This window comes from Streptomyces sp. NPDC020681 (assembly GCF_044334895.1).
Lineage (GTDB): Bacteria > Actinomycetota > Actinomycetes > Streptomycetales > Streptomycetaceae > Streptomyces.
Genome location: NZ_JBIRTX010000008.1, coordinates 80,848 through 105,698, shown reverse-complemented (window position 1 = coordinate 105,698; position 24,851 = coordinate 80,848). Strand labels below are relative to the sequence as shown.

General features: G+C 70.0%; 24 protein-coding genes and 1 tRNA gene. 8 read left to right on the top strand and 17 right to left on the bottom strand.

Going from position 1 to position 24,851, the window contains the following annotated elements; all coding sequences use genetic code 11:
- Positions 1-69: 69 nt before the first annotated feature.
- Together ACH4YL_RS20695 and ACH4YL_RS20690 are read right to left on the bottom strand one after the other, a co-directional pair.
- Entirely contained in the window at positions 70-2,613 is a 2,544-nt protein-coding gene (locus tag ACH4YL_RS20695; RefSeq protein WP_398508838.1) for an ABC transporter permease, read from the bottom strand.
- Positions 2,614-2,791: 178 nt separating this feature from the next.
- Positions 2,792-3,562, bottom strand: a complete 771-nt coding sequence (locus tag ACH4YL_RS20690; protein WP_398508837.1) for an ABC transporter ATP-binding protein — start codon at positions 3,560-3,562, stop codon at positions 2,792-2,794.
- A 398-nt stretch (positions 3,563-3,960) separates the two neighbouring features.
- Between ACH4YL_RS20690 and ACH4YL_RS20685 the strand changes: the two genes are divergently transcribed.
- The 3 genes from ACH4YL_RS20685 (at position 3,961) to ACH4YL_RS20675 (ending at position 5,993) form a co-directional block, all read left to right on the top strand.
- Positions 3,961-4,042 (top strand) — tRNA-Leu (locus tag ACH4YL_RS20685).
- A 181-nt stretch (positions 4,043-4,223) separates the two neighbouring features.
- Positions 4,224-4,952 carry a hypothetical protein gene (locus ACH4YL_RS20680; protein WP_398508836.1) on the top strand — a complete coding sequence of 243 codons (729 nt, stop codon included), beginning with the start codon at positions 4,224-4,226 and terminating at the stop codon, positions 4,950-4,952.
- A 147-nt stretch (positions 4,953-5,099) separates the two neighbouring features.
- Positions 5,100-5,993 (top strand): Bax inhibitor-1/YccA family protein, encoded by an 894-nt coding sequence (locus ACH4YL_RS20675; RefSeq protein WP_398508835.1) that lies wholly within the window; start codon positions 5,100-5,102, stop codon positions 5,991-5,993.
- A gap of 77 nt (positions 5,994-6,070) precedes the next feature.
- Here ACH4YL_RS20675 and ACH4YL_RS20670 read toward each other — a convergent pair whose 3' ends face one another.
- The gene (locus tag ACH4YL_RS20670; RefSeq protein ID WP_392619934.1) at positions 6,071-6,301 is read right to left on the bottom strand and encodes a DUF4287 domain-containing protein; all 231 of its coding nucleotides are present in this window, start codon (positions 6,299-6,301) and stop codon (positions 6,071-6,073) included.
- A 99-nt stretch (positions 6,302-6,400) separates the two neighbouring features.
- Between ACH4YL_RS20670 and ACH4YL_RS20665 the strand changes: the two genes are divergently transcribed.
- A complete protein-coding gene (locus ACH4YL_RS20665; protein WP_398508834.1) occupies positions 6,401-6,727 on the top strand; it encodes a hypothetical protein in 327 nt (108 codons plus the stop codon).
- A gap of 62 nt (positions 6,728-6,789) precedes the next feature.
- On the opposite strand, the gene ACH4YL_RS20660 is transcribed toward ACH4YL_RS20665, so the two are convergent.
- The 3 genes from ACH4YL_RS20660 to ACH4YL_RS20650 all read right to left on the bottom strand — a co-directional run bounded on the left by ACH4YL_RS20660 (position 6,790) and on the right by ACH4YL_RS20650 (position 10,287).
- The gene (locus ACH4YL_RS20660; protein WP_398509092.1) at positions 6,790-7,632 is read right to left on the bottom strand and encodes a hypothetical protein; all 843 of its coding nucleotides are present in this window, start codon (positions 7,630-7,632) and stop codon (positions 6,790-6,792) included.
- 279 nt (positions 7,633-7,911) lie between these two features.
- Positions 7,912-9,132: an acetyl-CoA C-acetyltransferase gene (locus tag ACH4YL_RS20655; protein WP_398508833.1), complete on the bottom strand. Its 1,221-nt coding sequence runs from the start codon at positions 9,130-9,132 to the stop codon at positions 7,912-7,914.
- Between the two features lie 150 nt (positions 9,133-9,282).
- The gene (locus tag ACH4YL_RS20650) at positions 9,283-10,287 is read right to left on the bottom strand and encodes an SGNH/GDSL hydrolase family protein (protein ID WP_398508832.1); all 1,005 of its coding nucleotides are present in this window, start codon (positions 10,285-10,287) and stop codon (positions 9,283-9,285) included.
- A 153-nt stretch (positions 10,288-10,440) separates the two neighbouring features.
- Here ACH4YL_RS20650 and ACH4YL_RS20645 point away from each other — a divergent pair, with 153 nt between their 5' ends.
- On the top strand, positions 10,441-11,829 hold the full coding sequence (locus ACH4YL_RS20645) for a cystathionine beta-synthase (RefSeq protein ID WP_398508831.1): 1,389 nt from the start codon (positions 10,441-10,443) through the stop codon (positions 11,827-11,829).
- Positions 11,830-12,278: 449 nt separating this feature from the next.
- Here ACH4YL_RS20645 and ACH4YL_RS20640 read toward each other — a convergent pair whose 3' ends face one another.
- The 5 genes from ACH4YL_RS20640 to ACH4YL_RS20620 all read right to left on the bottom strand — a co-directional run bounded on the left by ACH4YL_RS20640 (position 12,279) and on the right by ACH4YL_RS20620 (position 16,331).
- Entirely contained in the window at positions 12,279-12,695 is a 417-nt protein-coding gene (locus tag ACH4YL_RS20640; protein WP_398508830.1) for a hypothetical protein, read from the bottom strand.
- Positions 12,696-12,776: 81 nt separating this feature from the next.
- Positions 12,777-13,706 carry an ABC transporter substrate-binding protein gene (locus ACH4YL_RS20635; protein WP_398508829.1) on the bottom strand — a complete coding sequence of 310 codons (930 nt, stop codon included), beginning with the start codon at positions 13,704-13,706 and terminating at the stop codon, positions 12,777-12,779.
- Positions 13,707-13,727: 21 nt separating this feature from the next.
- Entirely contained in the window at positions 13,728-14,390 is a 663-nt protein-coding gene (locus ACH4YL_RS20630; RefSeq protein ID WP_398508828.1) for an ABC transporter permease, read from the bottom strand.
- A 1-nt stretch (position 14,391) separates the two neighbouring features.
- Complete coding sequence (locus ACH4YL_RS20625) at positions 14,392-15,051, bottom strand: ABC transporter permease (protein ID WP_398508827.1); 660 nt, start codon at positions 15,049-15,051, stop codon at positions 14,392-14,394.
- The gene (locus tag ACH4YL_RS20620; RefSeq protein ID WP_398508826.1) at positions 15,048-16,331 is read right to left on the bottom strand and encodes an ABC transporter ATP-binding protein; all 1,284 of its coding nucleotides are present in this window, start codon (positions 16,329-16,331) and stop codon (positions 15,048-15,050) included. The genes ACH4YL_RS20625 and ACH4YL_RS20620 overlap by 4 nt, the downstream gene beginning before the upstream one ends.
- Before the next feature lie 140 nt (positions 16,332-16,471).
- On the opposite strand from ACH4YL_RS20620, the gene ACH4YL_RS20615 reads away from it, so the two are divergent.
- Positions 16,472-17,989 carry an aromatic amino acid ammonia-lyase gene (locus ACH4YL_RS20615; protein ID WP_398509091.1) on the top strand — a complete coding sequence of 506 codons (1,518 nt, stop codon included), beginning with the start codon at positions 16,472-16,474 and terminating at the stop codon, positions 17,987-17,989.
- Entirely contained in the window at positions 17,986-18,822 is an 837-nt protein-coding gene (locus ACH4YL_RS20610; RefSeq protein ID WP_398508825.1) for a MurR/RpiR family transcriptional regulator, read from the top strand. The genes ACH4YL_RS20615 and ACH4YL_RS20610 overlap by 4 nt, the downstream gene beginning before the upstream one ends.
- 58 nt (positions 18,823-18,880) lie before the next feature.
- Here the strand turns inward: ACH4YL_RS20610 and ACH4YL_RS20605 are convergent, their stop codons facing one another.
- The 6 genes from ACH4YL_RS20605 to ACH4YL_RS20580 form a co-directional block, all read right to left on the bottom strand.
- Positions 18,881-19,255 carry a hypothetical protein gene (locus ACH4YL_RS20605; protein WP_398508824.1) on the bottom strand — a complete coding sequence of 125 codons (375 nt, stop codon included), beginning with the start codon at positions 19,253-19,255 and terminating at the stop codon, positions 18,881-18,883.
- A 57-nt stretch (positions 19,256-19,312) separates the two neighbouring features.
- Positions 19,313-19,741, bottom strand: a complete 429-nt coding sequence (locus tag ACH4YL_RS20600) for a roadblock/LC7 domain-containing protein (RefSeq protein ID WP_398508823.1) — start codon at positions 19,739-19,741, stop codon at positions 19,313-19,315.
- 37 nt (positions 19,742-19,778) lie between these two features.
- Positions 19,779-20,549: a transcriptional regulator gene (locus ACH4YL_RS20595; RefSeq protein WP_398508822.1), complete on the bottom strand. Its 771-nt coding sequence runs from the start codon at positions 20,547-20,549 to the stop codon at positions 19,779-19,781.
- Positions 20,546-20,995 (bottom strand): hypothetical protein, encoded by a 450-nt coding sequence (locus tag ACH4YL_RS20590; protein WP_398508821.1) that lies wholly within the window; start codon positions 20,993-20,995, stop codon positions 20,546-20,548. The genes ACH4YL_RS20595 and ACH4YL_RS20590 overlap by 4 nt, the downstream gene beginning before the upstream one ends.
- 202 nt (positions 20,996-21,197) lie before the next feature.
- The gene (locus ACH4YL_RS20585) at positions 21,198-21,668 is read right to left on the bottom strand and encodes an SRPBCC family protein (protein ID WP_398508820.1); all 471 of its coding nucleotides are present in this window, start codon (positions 21,666-21,668) and stop codon (positions 21,198-21,200) included.
- A 60-nt stretch (positions 21,669-21,728) separates the two neighbouring features.
- Positions 21,729-23,042, bottom strand: a complete 1,314-nt coding sequence (locus ACH4YL_RS20580; protein ID WP_398508819.1) for a diaminopimelate decarboxylase — start codon at positions 23,040-23,042, stop codon at positions 21,729-21,731.
- A 118-nt stretch (positions 23,043-23,160) separates the two neighbouring features.
- Between ACH4YL_RS20580 and hutU the strand changes: the two genes are divergently transcribed.
- Positions 23,161-24,819 carry a urocanate hydratase gene (gene hutU, locus ACH4YL_RS20575; protein ID WP_398508818.1) on the top strand — a complete coding sequence of 553 codons (1,659 nt, stop codon included), beginning with the start codon at positions 23,161-23,163 and terminating at the stop codon, positions 24,817-24,819.
- Positions 24,820-24,851: the final 32 nt, after the last annotated feature.

Genomic DNA, 24,851 nt, shown 5'->3' with positions numbered 1-24,851 from the left:
CGGCACGGAGAAGGGCCCCGCGACCACACCAGCCGGTCGCGGGGCCCTCGCTCGTCCATCCGGCGCGGGCTACTCCGTCTTGATCGCCGTCAGCATGTTCAGCCGCGCGGCACTCCGGGCCGGCCAGAGCGCGGCCAGCACACCCACCACTCCGGCCAGCAGCAGGAAGATCCCGATCCGCTCCCACGGCATGACCAGCGCGTAGTTCGGGATGCTCGACCTGATCGTCTCGCCGACCGCCCAGGCCAGGAACGAGCCGAGCGCGACACCGATCACCGCGCCGAAGAGCGAGATCACCACCGCCTCCAGGCGGATCATGCGCTTGACCCTCCTGCGGTCCAGGCCGATGGCCCGCAGCATGCCGATCTCCTGCTGGCGTTCGAAGACGGACATCGCGAGTGTGTTGACGACGCCGAGCACCGCGATGAGCAGGGCCATCGCCAGCAGTCCGTACATGATGTTCAGCATCGTGTTGATCATGCCGCCGAACATGTTGCGGATGTCCTGCCGGTCCATGACGCTCATCGCCGGGTTGTCGCCCAGCGCGTCCACCAGCGCCTGCTCGTTCGCCGCGGTCGCGCCGCCGTCCATCTTCACCCAGACCTCGGGGATGTACGGCTTGGTCTCGTACGGAGCGACCAGCGAGGTCGACAGCACGATCGGCTCCAGGAACTCGTTGTCCTTGTAGACCGCCCCGATCGTCAGGGTCTTGGTGTCCGCCTTGCCGCCCTCACTGAAGTCGCCGAACTTCGCCGGCAGCTTGTCGCCGGTCTTCCAGCCCTTCTTCTCGGCGGTCTTCTCGGCGACGGCGATCTGGCCCTGGCCGAGTGTGGCCATGGAGCCGGAGACCGTCTTCAGGTCGAAGACCTGCTCCACGTCGCCCGGCGTGACCGCGGAGGCGGACTCGTACGAGTCGTTGATCATCACCGAGGCGGACTGCTGCGGGGAGACCGCTGCGACGCCCTTCGCCTTCTCCAGCGCGGTGAGCGCCGACTTGTCGAGCGCGCCGCCGCTGGCCATGGTGACCATGTAGTCGGCGCGGATGTTGTCCGTGGTCATCTTGTCGATGGCCTGGCCGAGCGTGACGCCGATGACCGTGAGGCCGGTGACCAGCGTGAGGCCGATCGCCAGCGCCGAGGCGGTGGCTCCCGTACGGCGCGGGTTGCGGACCGCGTTGCGCCCGGCGAGGTTGCCGGAGACCCCGAAGACCCTCACCAGCAGCGGACGCGCCAGCGCGATCACCGGACGGGACAGCAGCGGGATCAGCACGATGATGCCGATCAGCGTCAGGAACGCGCCCGCCCCGATCATCATCCGGCCGTCGCTCTTGCCGACCGCCGCACCGCCGGCGATCGCGGCCAGACCGGCGAGCGTGACGATGGAGCCGATGGTGTTCCGTACGACAAGGGTCTTGGTGCTCGCGGGGAGATGAGCGCTGCCCATCGCCGCCACCGGCGGGATCTTCGCGGCCCGGCGGGCCGGCAGCCACGCGGCGAGCACGGTGATCAGGATGCCGACGCCGAGCGCGGCGGCGATCGCGGTGGGCGAGATGATCAGCGGCCCGCCGGGGACCTTCGCGCCGAACGTCCCCATCAGGGAACGCAGGCCGGTCGCGAGACCGAGGCCGAGCGCGAAGCCGACGACGGAGGCGACCGCGCCGACGACCATCGCCTCCAGGATCACCGAGCGCTTGACCTGGCGGCGGGACGCGCCGACGGCGCGCAGCAGCGCCAGCTCCTTGGTGCGCTGGGCGACCAGCATGGTGAAGGTGTTGGCGATCAGGAAGACGCCGACGAAGAGCGCGATGGCGGCGAAGGCGAGCAGCATGGTGTTGAGGCTGCTCAGGCCGGACTCGATCTCCTTGGCCTGGTCGTCGGCGAGCTGCTTGCCGGTCTGCGCATTGGCGTTCTTGGGCAGCAGCGGCTCGACGGCGTTCAGGATCTGCCGGTCGTTGGCGCCGGACGCGGCGGTGATGGTGACGTCCTTGTAGTAGCCGGGCTGCAGATACAGCTGCTGCGCTACGGACGTGTCGAAGAGCACCAGGCTGCCGCCGGCGTTGACCGCGCCGTCCTCGGTGGTGAAGACGCCGGTGAGCTCGTACTCCTTCACCGGTCCGTTGGTGGCGACCCGCACGGTGTCGCCGACGCGGTACTTGCCCTTGTCGGCGGTGTCCTTGTCGAGCGCGATCTGACTGTCCTTCACCGGGCCCGAGCCGTCGGTGAAGGTGTACGCGGCGTCCTTGCCGTCCTTGCCGGGCGCGTAGTTGGCGCCGGTGTTGGACCAGCCGTTGCCGATCAGCTTGCCGTCCTGGTCGGCGACTCCGGCGAACCCGGAGACCCGCCCGGTGGCTTCGGCGACCCCGTCCAGGGCCCGGATCTTCTCCAGGGTCTTGGTGTCGATGGCCTCGTCGGCGTCGTTCTGGTCGGCGTAGGTGGTGACGGCGACCGCGACGTTGTCGTAGCTCTTGGCCGACTGCTTGCGGTAGGCGTTGCCGAGGGTGTCGGTGAAGATCAGGGTGCCGGAGACGAAGGCCACGCCGAGCATCACGGCGAGGACGGTCATCAGCAGCCTGGCCTTGTGCGCGAGCACATTGCGCAGGGCGGTACGGAACATGGGTGTCAGTCCTGGTGTGGGTGTCCGAAGAGAGTCGGGGAGGTCGGCCGCGGCGCGCTTCCGGGCAGGCCGACGGCGGGCGTCGTCCCGGCTGTGGGGCATGGCGCGGGCCGGCACCTGCAAGACGCGCGGTGCCCGGGGCGGAGCCCCGGAGGCCGAGCTGGGCGGCGCAACCGCCTCAGCTCGTACGGCCCTTGGCGTCGAAGGCCTTCATGCGGTCGAGGACCCCGTCCGCGGTCGGGTTGATGACCTCGTCGACGATGCGGCCGTCCGCCAGGAAGATGACGCGGTCGGCGTAGGAGGCGGCCACCGGGTCGTGGGTGACCATGACGACGGTCTGGCCCAGCTCCCGTACGGAGTTGCGCAGGAAGCCCAGCACCTCGGCGCCCGAGCGCGAGTCCAGGTTTCCGGTCGGCTCGTCACCGAAGATGATCTCCGGCCGGGAGGCCAGCGCGCGGGCGACGGCGACGCGCTGCTGCTGCCCGCCGGAGAGCTGGGTGGGGCGGTGGCTGAGCCGGTCCTTCAGGCCCACCATGTCGATGACCTGCTGGAGCCACTGCTTGTCGGGCTTGCGGCCGGCGATGTCCATCGGGAGCGTGATGTTCTCCAGCGCGGTCAGCGTCGGAAGCAGGTTGAACGCCTGGAAGATGAAGCCGATCTTGTCCCGGCGCAGCTGCGTCAGCTGCTTGTCCTTGAGCGAGCCGAGCTCGGTCTCGCCGAGGCGCACGGATCCGGAGCTGAAGGTGTCGAGGCCGGCCACGCAGTGCATCAGCGTGGACTTGCCGGAGCCGGAGGGCCCCATGATCGCGGTGTACTCGGCCTGCCGGAAGTCGACAGTGACCCGGTCGAGGGCGACCACCTGGGTCTCGCCCTGTCCGTACACCTTGGACAGATCCGTGGCGCGGGCGGCCACGGCGGTGGCGCGGTGAGCGATGGGCGTGGTGGTCACGAGTGGGACTCCTGTCGCGGTCTGCTGCGGGAACCATCACATCGTCTCGAGCGTTCGGCTCCAGATCGTCACTCCCGATGCCCGTCTCTGAGGCCCTCTTGGGTCGGACCGCGCGGTCCGATCGTCCTCCTTTGGTATGACGGCACCCCTGAGACGGGCCCGAGGCCGCGGTGCCGCTGGGACGCTTGCCTGAAGACACGTCAGGGGCGGCGACTTTCCGTCAATCCCGGGTGCGCGCGGTGATGCCCACCGGCCGTGTACGGGGCGTCGGAATGCGCTGCTGCCAGGTCTGACGCACCCTCAAGCGGCAATAAAATAAGACAACATCGGGCCACGGGCCGATCGGCGCGTGGATCTACCCGGATAGGCTCGGGTGCCAACGCGGAGCCACGCGACTGGCCCGGATGGTGGAATGCAGACACGGCGAGCTTAAACCTCGCTGGCCTTCGGGCCGTGCCGGTTCAAGTCCGGCTCCGGGCACTCTCCGTAACCAGAGGCCCGACGCAGAGTAGTTGAACTGTTTACCTCCGGCCCGCGTTGAGATGTCGCGTCCCAGTCCTTACGCCGATGGTCTGAACCATCTAACGTGTTGGCGTGACCCCGACAAGGCGGCACCCGTCGGCGGCGCATCCCCCCACCGATGGACCCGAGGGACACCACCATGAAGAAGCGAGTCGGACTCGCCGGCACCGTCGTCGCCGGTGTCGCCGCGATGACCCTGTTCGCCGGGCAGGCACAGGCCTCCGTGATCTGGGACGGCGACGCCTCCAAGGGCACCGGAGTCTTCGCTCATGTCGGAAGCAACTGCGCGTCGCCCGGCAGCCTCACCGCCGTGAACGACTCGTCCCGCGGGGCCGTGTGGCGCTACCGCAAGCCCGGCGGGCTGAACCGGTGCGAGAGCCGGGGGATCGCGAACGGCGGCACCGACTACGCCTTCACCAACGGCAGGACCTACTACCTCGGCTGGACCAGCAAGCTCTCCAGCACCGTCGACAACAACGCGGTCTTCCAGTGGAAGTCCTACGGCGACTTCAGTCAGAACTGGCCCGTCGTCCTCAAGATGATCAGCGGCAGGCTGACCATGATCCAGCGCCAGCCCGACGGCACCGTGCACACCATTTGGTCCAAGGCGGTGTCCGCCAACAGCTGGAACCACATCGTCGTCGGGCTGCATCTGTCGGACCAGACGAAGGGCGGCTGGGTGGAGCTGTGGTTCAACGGCTCCAAGCAGACCTTCAACAGCGGTACCCAGCGGTGGCAGTGCCGGACCTGGGACAGCGAGAACCATCCGAAGTGGGGCGTCTACGGGGCCCAGGCGAATGCCGTGGACCACTATGTCGACGCGCTGAAGGTCGGCACGGCGTACGGAGACGTCGACCAGGCGGGGTGAGGCCCCGCACCCGGTGGTACGCCCAGGCCCAGGTCGGTCACGATCCCGGAAAGATCCTCCCCGAGCACTAGGGTGCATGCTTTGCGTCCGCATTACTCTTAAGTCCGAGGCCGCGCAGCGTGGCCGTGGCCACCATGGAGGAGTGAGATGAGGAGCAGTAACCCGGTCTTCTCGCGACGGGGGTTCAGCCGCGACAACGGCTATGCCGGCTTCAACGCCCAGCAGCCGCAGGCCGGGGGCCCCGCCGTAGGAACCAACCCGTACGCCCAGGGCACCGGCAACCCGTACGCGACCAACCCGTACGCCCCGGCTGACACGCAGCTCGGCGCGGGCGGCCCGCAGGCTCCCGCGCGCACCGGTGTGATGACCATCGACGACGTCGTGGCGCGTACCGCCATGACGCTCGGCACGGTCGTCCTCACCGCCGTGCTCTCCTGGGTCCTGCTGCCCGTCGACGAGGCCAACATCGGCAAGTCGTACGGCATCGCGATCGGCGCGGCCCTGGTGGCCATGGTCCTGTCGCTGATCCAGGCGTTCAAGCGCAAGCCGGTGCCGGCGCTGATCCTGTCGTACGCGGCCTTCGAGGGCGTCTTCCTCGGAGTGATCTCCAGCGCGGTCAGCACCTACATCAGCCCCGGTGTGGTGGTCCAGGCGGTCCTCGGCACCATGTGTGTCTTCGCCGGTGTCCTCTTCGCCTACAAGATGCGCTGGATCCGCGTCACGCGCCGCTTCTACGGCTTCGTGATGGCCGCGGCGATGGGCTTCCTGCTGCTGATGGCCGTCAACCTCCTGTTCGCCGTCTTCGGCGGCGGTGACGGCCTCGGCTTCCGCAGCGGCGGCCTCGGCATCCTCTTCGGCGTCATCGGCATCATCCTCGGCGCCTGCTTCCTCGCTCTCGACTTCAAGCAGGTCGAGGACGGCATCACGTACGGCGCTCCGCGCGAGGAGTCCTGGCTGGCGGCCTTCGGCCTCACCCTGACCCTGGTGTGGATCTACCTGGAGATGCTGCGTCTGCTGTCGATCCTGCAGGGGAACGACTAGCGCAGGCAGTAGCCGCAGACAGCACGTGACGAAGGGCCCTCAGGCAGCCGCCTGCGGGCCCTTCGGCGTCGGATGACCTAGAGAAGCTTGCGCGCAGCGCGCCTCAGGTCGTACTCGTGGATGATCGCTTTGGCATGTCCGTACGCGAGATCGTGCTCGCTCCGGAGCCAGCTGACTTTCTCCTCGAAGCGGAAGAGAGAAGGACCTTCATCGACCGTGCGCAGCCAGTCGGCGATTTCACGACCGGTGCAATGGGGGATTCGGGAGAGCAGATTTCGATGGGTCTCTTCGGAGAAGACTTGGGACATCGGCGCCTCCGGACGCGTCGCGCGTGTGCTCCTTCACGCCACCGTGCCTGAGCGTTCGCGTATTGGCAACAGTGTGTGTGCTGCGCATAGGGTCGAAGTGTGCTTGAAACGAGTGAGCTGACCGCCGCCGTGGACCGTTTCGCCGACCGGCTGCGGGCCGCTCCGCAGAGCCGCCTCAAGCGCGGGGCGGCCGCGGAAGGACTGGCTTTGGCCAGGGAGTTGGCACTGCGTGCCCAGCGCATCGAGACCCCTGACGAGGTGCCGCGGATCATGCCCGACGCGGGCCTGTTTGCAGTCGCTGATCAACTGACGGTGGCCGGTCGGGATTTGGCCGAAGCACTGCGAACGGCCCCGTCCGGTTCCCTCAGGGAGGTGGACGAGGCCGTGAGTCTGGTTGACGCGGCCAAGCGGCGAGCGGGCCTCTAGGAGGTCCGTACGGGGCTGTGCGGCCGCCGTACGGAGCCCGGCCGGAGCGGGGCCGGAGCGGGCTACAGCGACGCGATGACGCGGTCCGCGAGGATGTAGACCGTCTCCTCGCCGCACTCGAAGGTCAGGGCGTATGCGCCCGAGACGCTGGAGCCGCCCAGCAGCACCGGGGCGTTCCCGGCGCTCAGGGCCTGGGCGAGCTGCTCCGCGGTCTCCCGGTGGCCGGGGGTCATGCAGAGCGTCGTGCCGTCGGCGAAGACATACACGTCGAGCGTGCCGAGCGGTCCGGGCCGTACGTCCGCGAGCTCCGTACGCGACTCGGAGAGCTCCTCGAGGCGGGTCACCGTGCGCTCGTGGTCGGTGACGACCGGTGTCTGGACCGGTACGAAATCGGGGTGCGAGGGGTGGCGGCGGCGGGCCGCGGCCAGCTCCGGGGAGTCCTCGGCGAACTCGGTGACCTCGGGCAGGTCCGCCAGCTCGTCCAGCGCGTCGACCGCCTCGAAGTCCATCGCCTCCAGGCCCACGAAGTCGGCCTGGCGCGGGACGTAGAACGGGAGCTCGTCGCCGGGTGCGGCCAGGCCGCCCAGCAGCGAGGCGGTGGCGTCACCGGCCAGCCGCGGAGTGGCGTCGGCGGCGTCACGGGACTCCTGCGCGGCCCAGAAGGCGCGGGCCTCGGCGAGCTCGCGCTCCCGCTCCTCGGCCAGCGCTTCGGCGACCGCGGCGCGTATCTCGGCGGCGGGGGTGTGACGGGCCTGCGGCACGGTGGCGATGCGCCCGGCGGCGGGCGTGGTCGCCAGCTCGGTGCGCAGGGCCGTGACCTGCTTACGGAGCCCGTGGGCAGCGTGCAGGGCGGCGGCGCCCACAACCGTCGCGGCGGCCGTGGTCAGCAGCAGGGCAAGAGACATGGCGCTCACTGACGTACTCCCGGTTTCAATCGATACCCCCGACTTCCTACAACAGCTTGCGGTGAGCCCGCGCCCCCTGTCAGTGCATTACGTCACGAAATGGACAGGACTTTGGACCCAGTGTTTAACCCGGCAACCAGTCTGACCTGGGAAAACGACTCTCCCCCAGGAGATAGGTCACATCCTGGGGGAGTTTCGGTCACGACTTGAGCTCCGAGGAGGCCCAAAACCGGCCCCGAACGTGCCCCGGCCGGGGTCCCGCAGGCCCGGCCGACCGGCTCAGCTCAGGCGCTCGATCACCATCGCCATGCCCTGCCCGCCGCCGACGCACATCGTCTCCAGGCCGAACTGCTTGTCGTGGAACTGGAGCGAGTTGATCAGCGTGCCGGTGATCCGGGCGCCGGTCATGCCGAAGGGGTGGCCGACGGCGATCGCGCCACCGTTCACGTTCAGCTTGTCCAGCGGGATGTCCAGGTCCCGGTAGGACGGGATGACCTGCGCGGCGAAGGCCTCGTTGATCTCGACCAGGTCGATGTCGCCGATGGTCAGGCCGGCCCGGGACAGCGCCTGCCTGCTCGCCTCGACCGGGCCGTAACCCATGATCTCGGGCGAGAGGCCGGAGACGCCGGTGGAGACGATCCGGGCCAGCGGGGTCAGGCCCAGCTCCCGTGCCTTGGTGTCGGACATGATCACGAGAGCGGCGGCGCCGTCGTTGAGCGGGCAGCAGTTGCCCGCGGTGACCAGGCCGTCGGGGCGGAAGACCGGCTTCAGGCCCTGCACGCCCTCCACGGTGACGCCCGCGCGCGGGCCGTCGTCCCTGGAGACGACGGAGCCGTCCGGGAGCGTCACAGGGGTGATCTCGCGCTCCCAGAAGCCGTTCTTGATGGCTTCCTCGGCGAGGTTCTGGGACCGCACGCCGAACTCGTCCATGTCCTGGCGGGTCACGCCCTTCAGCCGCGCCAGGTTCTCCGCGGTCTGGCCCATCGCGATGTACGCGTCCGGGACGAGGCCGTCCTCGCGCGGGTCGTGCCAGCTCGCGCCCTCGCTCGCGGCGACCGCCGCGGTACGGGCCTCCGCATCGGCGAAGAGCGGGTTGTGGGTGTCGGGCAGACCGTCGGAGCTGCCCTTCACGGAGCGGGAGACCATCTCGACGCCGGCGGAGATGAAGACATCGCCCTCGCCGGCCTTGATGGCGTGCATGGCCATCCGGGAGGTCTGCAGCGAGGACGAGCAGTAACGGGTGATCGTGCAGCCCGGGAGGTGGTCCATTCCCATCTGCACGGCGACGATCCGGCCGAGGTTGTGCCCCTGCTCACCGCCCGGCAGTCCGCAGCCGAGCATCAGGTCGTCGATCTGCGTGGGGTCCAGCTCGGGGACCTTCGCGAGCGCGGCCTGAATGATCGTCGCGGTCAGGTCGTCGGGCCGCAGGTCCTTCAGGGAGCCCTTGAAGGCCCGGCCGATGGGGGAGCGGGCGGCGGAAACGATGACGGCTTCGGGCATCACGGCTCCAGGAGGGTGAGGTGGCTTCAGGTGGAAGTTACCCCTAGGTAAGGGCGGGGTCACGGGCAGGGAGGTGTGACGAGCACCTCAATTCTAAGCGAGCGCTCAGTTTTCTGCCCGGGTTGTTCCACAAGAACCCCGCGGCCGGGCTCAGGCCTGGGCCTCCGCCTCCTCTTCCGTCGGCGAGGCCGTCTCGTCGACCGCGTGCGGCGCCGGGAGACGCCGGCGGCGGCGGTGCTTCAGCAGAGCCCAGGGCGCCCGCGCACCCGTCACCTCGGTGCCTGCCTGCTTCGCCGCCGTGGCTGCCGCCTTCGCGACCGGCAGCATCCCCTCGTCCCTGTCCGGGTCCAGCCGGTCGGACTCGGGCCACAGCCCCAGCACCGCGCACACCGTCGGCAGCATGGCCATCGAGGCCGTCGCATAGCCCTCGGCCGACGGATGGTAGTTGTCCACGCCGAACATCTCCCGGGGGTTCGCCGCGAACTCCGGGCCCAGCAGATCGCCCAGCGACACCGTGCGCCCGCCCTGCTCCACCACCACGATCGTCTGGGCGGCCGCCAGCTGCCGCGAGACCCTCCGGGCCAGAAACCGCAGCGGCTGGTACACCTCCTCGATCGTGCCCAGATCCGGGCACGTGCCGACGACCACCTCCGCGCCCGCCGTACGCAGCCTGCGCACCGCCGCCGACAGATGACGGACGGACTCCGTGGGCGGCATCCGGTGGGTGACGTCATTCGCGCCAATCATGATCACGCAGACGTCGGGCATCCGGGAGGTGTCCGCGAGCAGCAGCGTCACCTGCCGCTCAAGATCGTCCGACTGTGCCCCGGGCAGCGCCACATTGCACACCTCGACCGGCCGCTCGGCCACCGCCGCGAGCCCCGAGGCGAGTAGCGCACCCGGCGTCTGGCCCGCCCTGCGCACGCCCTGGCCCGCCGCCGTCGAGTCCCCGAGCACGCCCAGCAGCAGCGGGTTCTCGCGCCCGAAGGCCAGCCCGTACAGGCCGTCACCGCGTGGTGGAACGGGTGCGATGCCGCCGCCGACCGTGCGTTTCGCCAGCTGGACCTCCGCGAGCACCAGCCCCACGGCCGCCACTCCGAGCAGGCCGATGCTGCCGCCTCCGTAGGCCGCTCCCGCGGCGATGCGTCGTGCCACCCTCGCCCTCGACACAGTCCGAGCCACCTCCTCGTCGCCAGTCGTCGACACTCGCAACCGGTCATGAGCTAACTGCCCCGTAGCGGCCGTCGCCCAATCACCCGCTGGTCCGCTTACCCTGGCCGCATCACTACGGAGATCCCGGAGAACATTGTGCGCATCCACCACTCGATGATCAGTCTCGTCGGCAATACCCCGCTGGTGAAGCTGAACAGCGTGACCACAGGCATCCAGGCGACGGTCCTCGCCAAGGTCGAGTACTTCAACCCCGGCGGGTCGGTGAAGGACCGCATCGCCCTTCGGATGATCGAGGCGGCCGAACAGAGCGGCGCGCTCCAGCCCGGCGGCACGATCGTCGAGCCGACGAGCGGCAACACCGGTGTCGGCCTTGCCATCGTGGCCCAGCAGAAGGGCTACAAGTGCATCTTCGTCTGCCCGGACAAGGTGTCCACGGACAAGATCAATGTGCTCCGTGCGTACGGCGCCGAGGTCGTGGTCTGCCCCACCGCCGTGGATCCCGAGCACCCGGACTCCTACTACAACGTCTCCGACCGTCTCGTACGCGAGACCCCGGGCGCCTGGAAGCCGGACCAGTACTCCAACCCGAACAACCCGCGCTCGCACTACGAGACCACCGGTCCCGAACTCTGGGACCAGACGGACGGGAAGATCACCCACTTCGTCGCGGGCGTCGGCACCGGCGGCACGATCTCCGGAACCGGCAACTACCTCAAGGAGATCAGCGGCGGCAAGGTCAGGATCGTCGGCGCCGACCCTGAGGGCTCCGTGTACTCCGGCGGCTCCGGCCGGCCGTATCTCGTCGAGGGCGTCGGCGAGGACTTCTGGCCGACCGCGTACGACCGGACCGTGACCGACGAGATCGTCGCCGTGTCCGACAAGGACTCCTTCCAGATGACCCGCCGCCTCGCCAAGGAGGAGGGCCTGCTCGTCGGCGGTTCCTGTGGCATGGCGGTCGTGGCCGCGCTGCGGGTGGCCGAGGGCCTCGGCCCGGACGATGTGGTGGTCGTCCTGCTCCCGGACAGCGGCCGCGGCTATCTCTCCAAGATCTTCAACGACGAGTGGATGGCGGACTACGGCTTCCTGGAGGACACGGGACCGTCCGCGAGCGTCGGCGACGTACTCGCGCACAAGGAGCACGGCGGCATCCCCAGCCTGGTGCACATGCACCCGGAGGAGACGGTCGGCGAGGCGATCGAGGTGCTGCGGGAGTACGGCGTCTCCCAGATGCCGATCGTGAAGCCCGGCGCGGGACACCCGGACGTGATGGCCGCGGAGGTCATCGGCTCGGTCGTCGAACGGGAGCTCCTGGACGCGCTGTTCACCCAGCGCGCCTCGCTCTCCGACCCGCTGGAGAAGCACATGAGCTCGCCGCTGCCGCAGGTCGGCTCGGGCGAGCCGGTCGGTGACCTGATGTCGGTGCTGGGTGTGGCGGACGCGGCGATCGTGCTGGTGGAGGGCAAGCCGACGGGTGTGGTGAGCCGTCAGGACCTGCTGTCGTTCCTCGCGAACGGCGGCAAGTAACCCCTGCGGAAAGGGGTTTCGCTCAAACGGTACGCGCGCGTCACGTACGCGCAGCACCCGCTTAACACGCGTCCTGCACAGTTGTGGATGTCGGCAGGGGGCCTGGGCAGGGAACCCGGCCGGCACACAGTCGGCGTCCCAGACCTCCGGAGCGGCTCCCGGACCTCTGAAGACGCCCTGGACGCGGAGACCGGCCCTGACCCGGACCGTGTCCCACGCGGGGACCGCCGTCGTCCCGCCCCCCGGTTCGCCGGGGGTGCGGCGGTCCCCGCGCTTATTTTTTTGGGGCTCGGTTCGCCTCCGGGGCGCCTTAAGACGATGTCGACGGTCGATCGTGCTCGGCCACTCGTTCCTCGCGGCCTCCGCGCGTTCTCTCTTTCGACATCGCCGCGCCCCTTCGGCTCACTCGCCTCTTGGGGGCGGGGCCAACATGGGCGACGGGCCGACGTTCAGTCTTCCCAGTCGGACTTCTGCGAACGGTCGCGGCTGGGCCACAGCCAACCCCTGGCGTGGACCGCGTTGACGCCCACGATGCCCGCCCAGGCCACGATCAGGCCCTCCAGATCCGCGTTGACCACGGCGATCGCCGACAGCGGGACCGCCAGGATCATCGAGATGATCGCGAAGCCGAAGCGTTCACCGAAATTGGATTCCGCCGACTGCTGCGGGCGGGCGCCGCGGGCGACGACCATCTGCTGCTCGGCGAGCTGGCGGCGGACACGCTTGTCCACCGAGCCGTCCAGGCGCTGTTCGACCTTCTCGAGGAAGGACTCGACAAGCGCGGAGTCGTACTCTTCGCCCAGCTCGCGGCGGGCATGCAGGGTGGCGTCGAGCTCTTTCTTGAGCTCAGGGTCGCGGGCTTCCATAAACGTTCACGCTACGGGTGCGGGGTCGCCGCGTCAGTGGGGGTAGCCCCACTGTTTGCCCCTGGGCTGGCTGGGGGGCGGCTATTTCGCCAGCCCGTGCTGCTTGGCCCACGCGTTCGCCACGTCCTCGGGATCCTTCTTGTCCTTGTCGACCAGGCGGTTCAGCTCGGTCAGCTGCTCGGTCGTCAGTACGGCGCCGAGCCGGGCCAGCGCCTTGCGCACGGTCGAGTCGGCCTTGCGGTCGGCGATCAGCGGGACGACATGCTGGCCGGGAATCAGGTTCTTGGGGTCGGCGAGGACCACCCAGCCCTCGGCCTTGATGTCGGTGTCGGTGGTGAAGAGGTTGGCGACGTCCACATCGCCCTTCTTCAGCGCGCCCTTGACCAGCGGTCCCGAGGAGTCCAGCGACTTGAACTCCTTGAATTCCACGCCGTATTCGTCCTTCAGGCCGACGACGCCGACGACCCGCTTCTTGACCTCGGGCGCCGCGCCGATGACGAGCTTGCCGTTCTGCTTGGCGAGGTCGGCGAGCGTCCTGAGGCCGTACTTGTCGGCTGTCTCGCGCGTGACGGCGAAGGCGTCGGAGTCCTCGGCCAGGCCGTACGGGAGGATCTGGAGGCCCTGGGGGAGCACGATCGCGAGGGCGTTCTGCATCTCGCCCTCCTCCGTGGACTTGGCCTTCGGGTCGAGGTAGTGCAGCAGCGCGCCCTGGTACTCCGGCAGCAGGTCGATGTCGCCGCCCCTGAGGGCGGGGATGAGGATCTCGCGGGTGCCGAGGTTCGGGCGGACCTTCGTCCTGACGCCGGCCGCCTCGAGGACGGCCGCGTACAGGAAGCCGAGTATCTGGTTCTCGGTGAAGTTGGCGGTGCCGATGGTGACGCCGTCCTTGCTGGAGCCGCCGCCGGAGATGTCGCCCTCGCCCTCCAGAGAGGTGATGCCGCTGCTGCAGGCGGCGAGCGCGGGGACGGTGGCCGCGGCGAACAGGCCGCCGAGAAGAGTGCGTCGGTTCATGGAGTGTCCTTACGCAGGGCGTTACGCGGGGCGGTTGCTGAAGAGGACGCGCTGGAGCGTGGCGAGCACAAGATCGAGTGCGACGGCGACGAGTGCGACGAGCACCGCTCCGCCGAGCACCTGGACGAGGTCGCGCTGGGCGAGGCCGTCGAAGACGTACCGGCCGAGGCCGCCGAAGCTGACGTACGCGGCGATGGTGGCCGTCGCCACGACCTGGATCAGAGCGAGCCGCAGCCCGGTCATGATCAGCGGCATCGCGAGCGGGATCTCGACCTGGACGAGGACCTGGTGGCCGCGCATGCCCTGGCCGCGGGCGGCGTCCTTGACCTCGGGGTCGACGGCGGACATGCCGGCGTAGGTGTTGGTGACGATCGACGGGACGGCGAGCGCGACGAGGGCGACGTACACCGGTGTCATGGACAGTCCGCTGGCGAGGAAGACCAGCACGACGAGGCCGACGGTGGGCAGCGCCCGGCCGAAGGACGACAGGTTGATGGCGAGGAACGCGCCGCGGCCGGTGTGCCCGATGAGCAGGCCGACGGGCAGGGCGATGACGGCGGCGATCAGCGTCGCGAGGAGCGAGTACTGGAGGTGCTCCGCGAGCCGGTGTGCGATGCCGTCGCTGCCGGACCACTGGGTGCCGCTGGTCAGCCAGGAACCGAGGTCTTTGACGAGCTCGTACATGTCAGGCCCTCCCACGCGTTGAATGTTGCAGCCTGCGCCAGGGGGTGAGTACGTATTGGAGAGCGACCAACAGCGCGTCGGCGACCAGTGCGAGGAGCAGTGTGAGGACGACGCCGACGACTACGGGGGTCGGGAAGTTGCGCTGGAAGCCGTCGGTGAAGAGCTGCCCGAGGCCGCCGTCGCCGATGTAGGTCGCGACGCTGACGAGCGAGATCGACATGACGGTGGCGATGCGGACACCGGCCATGATCACGGGCAGCGCGAGCGGGAGTTCGACGGTGAGGAGGGTTCGCAGCGGGCGGGTGCCCATCGCCTTGGCGGCCTCCTTGGTCCTGGCCGGGACGGCGTCGAGGCCTTCGACGGTGTTCCGCAGGAGCACGACGAGGGTGTAGATCGTCAGGCCGATGACGGTGGTGGTGCGGGTCAGCCCGGAGACCGGCAGCAGCAGCACGAAGACGGCGATGGACGGAATGGTGAACAGGACGTTCGAGAGCCCGAGGAGGAATCCGCGCAGAGGGCGGACCCGGTGGGCGAGCACGGCGAGGGGGAGCGAGATGACCAGGCCGAGGAGTACGGCGGAGAGGGCGGCCTGGAGGTGCGACAGGGTGAGGGTGGTGAGGTCGCCGGCGTGGTCGGATATCCACGACCATTCGATCGTCATGCGACGCCGCCCTTGGGTGAAGCGGCACCGGTTGTGCCGCCGCCGGGCTCGGTGACGGCGCCCGTGGTGCCCGGCGTTGCCGGGTCCGCGTCTGTGGCGCCGGCCGCTTCAGGCGCTTCGGCGGACGCCTCTGCTGTGCCGAGCGTTGCCACTGTGCCGCCCTGGGCGGCGGGCCCGCCGCCCGCGACCGAGGTCGTCCGCGCCGTTGAGGCCGAAACGTGCCAGTCGCCCGCGTGGTCGTGGATGACTTCCCGCGGTGTGACGCCCGTCAGGACGCCTTCGGCGTCGACTCGGGCCACCAGGCCGGTCGGGCTGGCGACCGACTCGTTCAGGGCCGAGAGCAGCGAGTCCTCGTCGCGCAGGGCGCGTACGGGAAGCAGTTCCGCGCCGGTCGGCGCCTGAGTGTCCAGCCAGCCCTGCGGCTCGTTCTTCGCCGAGACCGCGAGCCGCCAGCGGCCGTCGCCCGAGGCGAGCGAGCCGGACTCGTCCACCCGCACCGTCGCGGCCCGCTGCTGCGGGACTCCCGCAAGCGTCGAGAGCGAGAGCAGCTTCAGGCCCCGCTCCGCGCCCAGGAAGTCCGCCACGAATTCGTCCGCCGGGCGGGCCAGCAGTTCGGACGGGGATGCGCACTGGACCAGGTGACCGCCGGTGCGGAAGACGGCTATGCGGTCGCCGAGCCTGACGGCTTCGTCGATGTCGTGCGTGACGAAGACGATGGTCTTGCTCAACTCCTTCTGCAGCCGCAGCAGTTCGTCCTGGAGCTGGGTGCGCACCACCGGGTCGACCGCGCCGAACGGCTCGTCCATCAGCAGCACCGGCGGGTCCGCGGCGAGCGCGCGTGCCACGCCGACGCGCTGCTGCTGACCGCCGGAGAGCTGGTGCGGATAGCGCTTGGCCGCGTCCGCGGGGAGGCCGACCGTCTCCAGCAGCTCCGCCGCACGGGCGCGGGCCTTGCGGCGACCCCAGCCCAGCAGCAGCGGCACCGTCGCGACGTTGTCGAGGATGGTGCGGTGCGGGAACAGGCCGGACTGCTGGATGACGTATCCGATGGAGCGGCGCAGTTCCGCCGCGTCCTGTGCGAGGACGTCCTTGCCGCCGACGTGGATGGTTCCGGACGTCGGGTCGACCATGCGGTTGATCATGCGGAGCGTGGTGGTCTTACCGCATCCGGAGGATCCGACGAGGACCGTGATCCCGCCGTCCGGCATCTCCAGGGTGAGGTCGTTGACTGCCGTCGTGCCGTTGGGGAAGCGCTTGTTCACTGCTTCGAATTTGATCATCAGTGGTCCCTTGCCCGGCTGCATATAGTCATGCAGAGTTCTCGGTGTCTGAATAAGTTGTCAATGCCTCGGGGTAAATCACTGGTTACGGATGCTCGCGAGGCAAGACAATCCGTCCGAAAAGGAGGGGTTTGCGCATGATGTCGTCCCACATGGTGGACTCACCCACCGGCATCGTGGTCCTCGACGGACAGAGCCTTCCGGTCGCGGACATCATCCGGCTGGCCGACGGCGCGGCCAGGCCCGTACCCGGCTCCGAGGCGCTGAAGCGCGTCGAGACCGCCTGGGACGCCGCGCGCGAACTCGCCAGGTCGGGCCGCGTCTACGGCCGTTCCACCGGCGTCGGCGCCAACCGGAACGAGGACCTGCCCACCGAGGCCGCCGCCGGCCACGGGCTGCGGCTGCTGCGCTCGCACGCCGGAGCGATCGGCGACCCGCTGCCCGCCCGCGAAGTCCGCGCGATGCTCGCCGTACGGGCCAATCAGCTGCTCGCGGGCGGCGCGGGGCTGCGGCCCGGTGTGGTCACCGCACTCTGTGAGGCGCTGGAGAGCGGCGCGTATCCCGTGGTCAACGAGTTCGGCTCGGTCGGCACGGGAGACATCGCCGCGCTCGCGCAGATGGGCCTCGCGCTGGCCGGCGAACACCCCTGGGAGGGCGGACCGCCGCCCGAGGCACAGGCCCTCGACAACAACGACGCCCTCGCGCTGATCAGCTCCAACGCCCTCACCCTCGGCCAGGCCGCGCTCGCCGTCGACGAACTGCGCGCGCTCGTCTCGGCCACCGAACTGGTCGGAGCCCTGTCGCTGCTGGCCGTCGACGGCTCCTACGAGGCGTACGCGGAGCCGGTCCACGCGGCCCGCCCGCACCCCGGCACGTACGCCGTCGCCGCCAGGATGCGCCGGCTGCTCGGCGCCCCCGAGCGGCCGACGCCGCCGCTCGGCCGGATCCAGGACCCGTACGGCTTCCGCTGCCTGCCGCAGATCCACGGTCCGGCCCAGGACGCGGCGGACGCGCTGGAGCGCACGCTCGCCGTCGAGATCAACGCGGCCGCGGAAAACCCGCTGATCCGGTCCGGTGACATGGCCGCGTACCACCACGGCGGCTTCTACATGGCCCAACTCGCCCTGGATCTCGACCACTTCAGGCTGGCGCTCACACAGACCGCGCGACTGTCCACGTCACGGCTCTCCGCGCTGAACGAGCCCGCCTTCACCCGGCTGCGGCCCTTCCTCGCGGACGCGGAGGCAGCGAGCTCCGGCGTGATGATCCTGGAGTACGCGGCCGGTGCGGCCCTCGGCGATCTGCGGGCGTTCTCCGCGCCCGCCTCGCTCGGCCACGCGGTACTGTCCCGGGGCGTCGAGGAGCAGGCCAGCTTCGCGTCGCTGGCGGCGCGTCAGACGCTGCGCGCGGGGGGTGCGTACCGGCTTGTCGTCGGCTGTGAACTCGTCGCCGCGGTACGGGCGTTGCGCCAGCGCGGGCTGCGGCCCGACCCGGAGCTTTTGGTGGGCCGGGCCTTCGAGCTGGCCGAGACCGTGCTGGCCGAGGAGTTCGCCGACCGGCCGCTCACCGATGATGTGACGGCGGCGGCCGCGCTGCTCGACCGTTTCACGGAGCTGATGACCGACGTGATGACCGATGTGACGAGGGGGATGGCATGAGCGACAGCCCTGCCGCACGACTGCAGCAGCTCTTCGAGGGCCACCGGCTCACCCCCACCCAGCGGCGGATCGCGCACAGCATGGTGCGCAGGGCGGGCGATGTGCCGTTCCTGTCCAGCGTCGAGCTCGCCGAACTCGCCGGTGTCAGCCAGCCGTCCGTGACCCGTTTCGCCGTCGCGCTCGGCTTCGACGGCTATCCGGCACTGCGCCGCCATCTGCGCGAGGTCGCGCCCGCGGAGAGCGAGAGCGCCGAGGACGGCCAGAACGAGTACCAGCAGGCCGTGCAGGCCGAGATCGAGAACCTGCGCCACCTGTCCGAACTGCTGGCCGACCCGTCGCCGGTCGAACGCGCCGGCCGCCTCCTGGCCGGCTCCCGCCCGCTGCCGGTGCTCGGCCTGCGAGCCGCGTCCTCGCAGGCCCGCGGCTTCGCGTACTTCGCGGCCAAGGTCCACCCGGACGTGCGCCTGCTCGACGAGGGCGGCACGATGCTCGCCGACCGCATCGACGCGGCCCGCCGGGCGGGTGCGACCACACTGCTGTGCTTCGCGCTGCCGCGGCATCCGAAGGAGGTCGTGGAGGCGCTGGCGTACGCACGCTCGGCGGGCCTGACGGTGGTGACGGTCGCGGACTCGGCCTTCGCACCGGTCGCGGGACACAGCGACCTCCTGATCCCGGCGGCGGTCGGCACGGGTCTGGCCTTCGATACGGCCTGCGCCCCGATGCTGCTGGGCCGGGTGCTCCTGGAGGCGATGTGCGACGCCCTGCCGGACGCCCAGGCGAGCCTGGAGGAATTCGACACGAGGGCGGCGACGCGGGGTCTGTTCGTGGAGTAGCGGGGCCCGATCGGACGGGCTCGTGGACGGAGCCCGTCCGATCCGTACGGACCGGCCGTCAGAGCTCGAGCTCGGCCTCGATCTTCTTCAGCTGATGCCGTGCCATGGCGAGGTTCGCCCGCTCCTTGTCGAGGGCCAGGTAGAGGAACAGGCCGTTGGTTCCGCGGCCCTTGAGCAGCCGGATCAGGTGGTACTGCGTGCTGAGAGTGATCAGGATGTCCTCGATTCCGTCCTTGAGGCCCAGCTGTTCCATGGTGCGCACCTTGGCGCGCACCACGTCCGTGTTGCCGGCCGCGGCGACCGTCAGATCCAGGTCCTTTCCGCCGCCGACGGTGCCCAGCGCCATTCCGCTGGTGTAGTCGACGAGCGCTGCGCCGAGGGCGCCCTCGATGACAGTGGTGGCTTCCTTGAGGGCGCGTTCGGTGTTCGCCATGAGATGCGCACTTCCTTTCCGTCTGCTGGGTGTGCGTGGTGGTGTGTCGGTCATGGGTCAGGTGTTCTCCGGTCGGGCGAGGGCGCCGTCGATCAGCTCGCCGATGCGGGCGCCCGAGCGGCGGGCCTCGAGATGGAGCCGTCCCACGTTGATGCGTGGCTCGGCCAGTAGGGTGAGGACGGCCGAGGCGCCCGCGGCGTAAGTGGCCACACAGCCCCGTTCGCCACGGACCAGCAGCTCGCGGAACGCCCCCTGCCCGGTGGCCTCGGTCAGTCGTATCGCGACGCCGAGGGCGGCGGCGGTCAGCGCCGCGACGCCTTCCGCCTCCTCGGTGTCCGCGGCCAGCACGAGACCGTCCGTGCTCGCTGCGAGCGCTCCGGTCAGCGCCGGAACCTGCACGCGCAGTCGTTTCAGTTCGGCTAGCACATCGGCCTTGGCCGTCATGAGCTGTCTCCTCTCGGCGCGCTGCCTCAGTACGCGCCTCATGAAGGCGGGCACAGGACCTGGTGAACGGGACGGTGGGTCACAGGGTTGCCTCCAGTGCCTCGCGGAGCCGGCGGAGCAGGGCGGAGTCCAGGACGGACGGGGCTTCGACGGCCCCGGCGTGCTCCGCCCCGGAGGGTCGGGCGGATTCGGCGGGCTCCGCGGGCGCCTCGATGAGCCCTTCCGCGGCCAGCCTGCGCACCTCGACCAGGGTGTTGAAGGCAGGTCGCCCGAGCTGCCGGGCGATGGCGGCCGGGGTGCGGACGCCGTCGGCGAGGTCCAGCAGCGACTGACTCCGGGGGCTGACCTCCCGTCGCGCGTGCTGCGCGCGGCGCTTCACCGGAGCCGTGTCCCACGCCGGGCTGGGCCACACCGAGTCCAACAGCAGGCTGCGCCGCCGGGCCTCGCGTTCGACGACTTCGGCGGGCACCGGTCGTACGGTGCCGATCCAGTGGGCGACCCCGTAGCGGAAGCGGGTCGGGCCGCTCGCGGGCGCGAGTGCGAAGAACGCGGCGTCGAACAGTGCGCCGAGATGGCAGATCTCCAGCTCGCCGCCGCCCACCTGGCCGCTGTCGACCAGGAAGCGGGCGACCTCGCGGCGTGAGCCGGCCTGGGCGACCGCGTCGGCCCAGCTGTCGGGCTTCAGCCGGCCGCCGGCGGTGAGCAGGACGTCGAGTCCGGGGGCCTCGGGGCTCTCCGCGTGGACGACCTGGCCGTCGGCCAGATAGAGAGCGCCGTGGTCGCGGACGAGCACGCCGGTGGCTCGTTCCTCGGCGAGTCTGACGAGCATCGGGGAGACGGCCGTTCTCATCCCAGCACCAGCTCTTCGGCGAGATCCTGCAGTCGCAGCCGGGCCAGTGCGAGATTGCCCAGGTCCCGGTCGAGCCACAGATGCAGGAACACGCTGCTGTCGAAGTCGGTGTCCACAAAGCGCACCACGTGATAGCCGGTACGGGTGGTGACGATCAGGTCCTCGACGGGAGTGGACTCTCTGAACTCCTGTGCCCCGGCTACCGGTTCGGGCGCGGGCGCTGTGGACGCGGTGGAGGCCGTGGACGCCGGATGCGTGGCGGACGCCGCGTACTCCGTTGCCACCCTGGCCAGTTCGGCCGTCTCCGCGGCGGTGGCCTCGTGGTCGCTGCGGGCCGGCTCACCGACGGTGCCGAGTGCCAGCCCACTGATCCAGTCCACGATCGCGGCCCCACGCGCGCCCGGGACCAGCATGGCTTGAAGCAGACACTCGTCGATTCCAGGCACGCGGAACTTCCCTCCCCACATCTGCATGCGCGCACTCGCATGCGGCAGTGACGAGGAAGTTACGCAATGTTGCTGCGGCTGGGGGGAGTTGGGGCATTTTCCATCGGAACATGCCGCTGGCCCGGTAAGGTCCGCGCCCAGTCGCCTGCTCCTGAAACGTCACGACCAGGCGCTCAGGCATGCCCGAAAACAAGAGGCTGTTTCAGGCCGCGCCCTTGCCCTCGACCGACGTCGCGACGTCCGCCAGGTCCTTCGCGATCGCCTTCGCCACCGCCCGCCTGCCGATCGCGCCGAAGATCTTCGCCAGCAGCCCGGTGACGCCCCCGGACGGCGTCGCGGAGAAGGTCATCCGGACGTCCGTCGTCTCAGGCCCGGCAGACCGGAGCGCGAACTCCGAGACGTAGTGCGTGCCGTGCGAGTGGGCCTCCACCACATAGCGCTCCGGTGGCTCGCTCGCGGTCACCTCCATCTCCTCGGTGGCCTGCTTGCCGAGCATCGTGCGCGTTTCGCGCCAGCGGGTGCCGACGCGGAAGGGGCCGTCGGCGGAGAGGATCTCGACCTTGTCCACGCCGCTGAGCACGCGCGGCATGCTCTCCAGATCCGTCAGGGCGCGCCAGACCCGGTCCGCGGGGGCGGTGATCCGGCGTTCTACGACGACGCGAGTTTCAGCCATGGACCCATGGAATCAGCCGGGTCCGACATTCGCCCCCGAAAGCTCCCGCAAGGCCGCTCCCTACAGGAGTGCGTCCCGCTGCGCACCACCCGACTCGGCGACGATCTCCGGGACGCTCTGCGGCGGCCGTACCGTCGCGAAGCGCACCGACCCGTCCGCCGAAGCCGCGAAACCGTGCACGCCCGGCCGCGGCAGGCTGTTGTAGCCGTAGTGGTTCGAGAAGTAGTACGCGCCGGTGTCCAGCGCCGCGATCACATCGCCCTGCTCCAGCAGCGGCAGCGGCCGGGCCTCGGCGAGCAGGTCGCCCGCGAAGCAGGCGGGACCGGCGATGTCCTGCACCACATCGGGGCCGGCCTTCGGCACGCCCTTGGAGTCGTACGCGGCGATCCGCAGCGGCCACGAGTCGGGGTCGTACACCGTGCGCGTGGCGACCTGGACGCCGGCGTGGGTGACGGCGATGGGGCGTGCGCCCGCGGTCTTGGCGTACTCGACGCGGGCGAGGATCACGCCGTGCTTGGCGACCAGCGACCTGCCGAACTCGGTGACCAGGCCGTAGCGGCCGTCGAACAGCCCGGGCACCCGCTCCTTCAGCAGCTGCGCGTACGCAGCGAACGTCGGCGTCTGCTCGTCGGACGCGAAGTTCACCGGGAGCCCGCCGCCGATGTCGAGAGTGTCGATCTGCCGCCGTCCGGCGGCCGCGTTGATCTCCTCGGCGAGTTCGTACAGGGCGCGGATGCCGTCGGCGAGCAGCGCGAGCGGCATGCCCTGCGAGCCGGAGTGGGCGTGCAGCCGGGTCAGCCACGGCCGGGCCAGAAAGGCCGCCACGACCCACTCCCGGGCACCCTCGTCGAGCAGCGCGACACCGAACTTGGATGTCGCGGTGGCCGTGGACAGCGCGCCGATCGCGCCTCCTCCGACCTGCGCGTTGACCCGCAGCCCGACCGGCGGCAGCGCCGTCGGCTGCGGGACGAGCGCGTCGATGCGGGCGAGCTCCTGCGGATTGTCGGCGTTGAGCGCGATGCCGAGGCCGAGTGCCTCGCGCAGTTCGGCCGGCGTCTTGGCCGGGGAGTCGAGGACGGTGCGGGCCGCGGGAATGCCGGCCGCCCGCGCCAGCGCCAGCTCGCCCGGGCTCGCGACCTCGGCGCCGATGCCCTCCGCGTGCAGCAGCGCGAGCACCGGCACCAGAGGCGCGGCCTTCACGGCGAAGGCGTGCAGCACGGGCGCGTCGGTGACGGCGGCGAAGGCGGTGCGCAGCGCGGCGGCGGATGCGCGGATACCCGCCACGTCGAGGAGGGCGGCGACGGGCTGCTCCTCGGTGAGAAGTCCCTGTTCCACTGCCGCTCGTACGGCCTGATCACGACGGTCTGAAGCCATGTGCGCCAGCCAATCATCCGGTCCGCCGCACCGCAGCTGTTGACTAAGACTATTCAGAGAAGCAGGATGTGAATAGAACAGCCAACAGTGATGGTCGCAGTCGCGAGGAGGCATTGCCATGTCAGGACCCCGCCCCGTACGGGCACCGCGCGGTACGGAACTGAGCGCCCTGGGATGGCAGCAGGAAGCCGCCCTCCGCATGCTGCAGAACAACCTCGACCCCGAGGTCGCCGAGCACCCCGACAAGCTCGTCGTCTACGGCGGCACGGGCAAGGCCGCGCGCGACTGGCGCTCCTTCGACGCGATGGTGCGCACGCTGCGGACCCTGAAGCAGGACGAGACGATGCTCGTCCAGTCCGGCCGCCCGGTCGGCGTCATGCAGACGCACGAGTGGGCCCCGCGGGTCCTGATCGCCAACTCCAACCTGGTCGGCGACTGGGCGAACTGGGAGGAGTTCCGCCGCCTCGAGGCGCTCGGCCTCACCATGTACGGCCAGATGACGGCCGGATCCTGGATCTACATCGGCACGCAGGGCATCCTGCAGGGCACGTACGAGACGTTCTCGGCGGTCGCCGCGAAGAAGTTCAACGGCACGCTGGCCGGCACCATCACACTGACCGCGGGTCTGGGCGGCATGGGCGGCGCCCAGCCGCTCGCCGTCACCATGAACGACGGCGTCGCGATCTGCATCGACGTCGACCCGCGCGCGATCGAGCGCCGCATCGAGCACCGCTACCTGGATGTGAAGGCCGACTCGCTGCAGCACGCGATGCAGCTGGCGGTCGAGGCGGGCGACGCCCGCCGTCCGCTCTCCATCGGCCTGCTCGGCAACGCGGCCGAGCTGCTTCCGCAGATGCTCGCCGAGGGCGCGCCGATCGACATCGTGACCGACCAGACCTCGGCCCACGACCCGCTCGCTTACCTGCCGATCGGCATCGACTTCGACGACATGGCCGACGCGGCCGCCAAGGACCCGGCGGGCTTCACCACCCGCGCCCGTGAGTCCATGGCGAAGCACGTCGAGGCCATGGTCGGCTTCATGGACGCGGGCGCCGAGGTCTTCGACTACGGCAACTCCATCCGCGGCGAGGCCCAACTGGCCGGATACGACCGGGCGTTCGCCTTCCCCGGCTTTGTCCCTGCCTATATCCGGCCGCTGTTCTGCGAGGGCAAGGGCCCGTTCCGCTGGGCGGCGCTCTCGGGCGAGGCCTCGGACATCGCGAAGACCGACCGCGCGATTCTTGAGCTGTTCCCGGAGAACGAGTCCCTCCACCGCTGGATCAACATGGCGCGCGAACGCGTCCACTTCCAGGGCCTCCCGGCGCGTATCTGCTGGCTCGGCTACGGCGAGCGCGACCGCGCCGGCGAACGCTTCAACGACATGGTGGCTTCCGGCGAGCTGGCGGCCCCGCTGGCGATCGGCCGCGACCACCTGGACTGCGGATCGGTGGCGTCCCCGTACCGGGAGACGGAGGCGATGCTGGACGGCTCGGACGCCATCGCGGACTGGCCGCTGCTGAACGCGATGGTGAATGTCGCGTCCGGTGCGTCGTGGGTGTCGATCCACCACGGTGGTGGCGTCGGCATGGGCCGCTCCATCCACGCGGGTCAGGTGTCGGTGGCCGACGGTACGAAGCTGGCCGGCGAGAAGATCCGCCGGGTGCTGACGAACGACCCCGGCATGGGCGTCATCCGGCACGTCGACGCCGGGTACGACATCGCGGAGTCGGTCGCGGACGAGCGTGGCGTGCGGGTCCCCATGCGGGAGGAGCAGTGACCGGTTCTGTGGGCGCGAGCTCGTTCCACGAG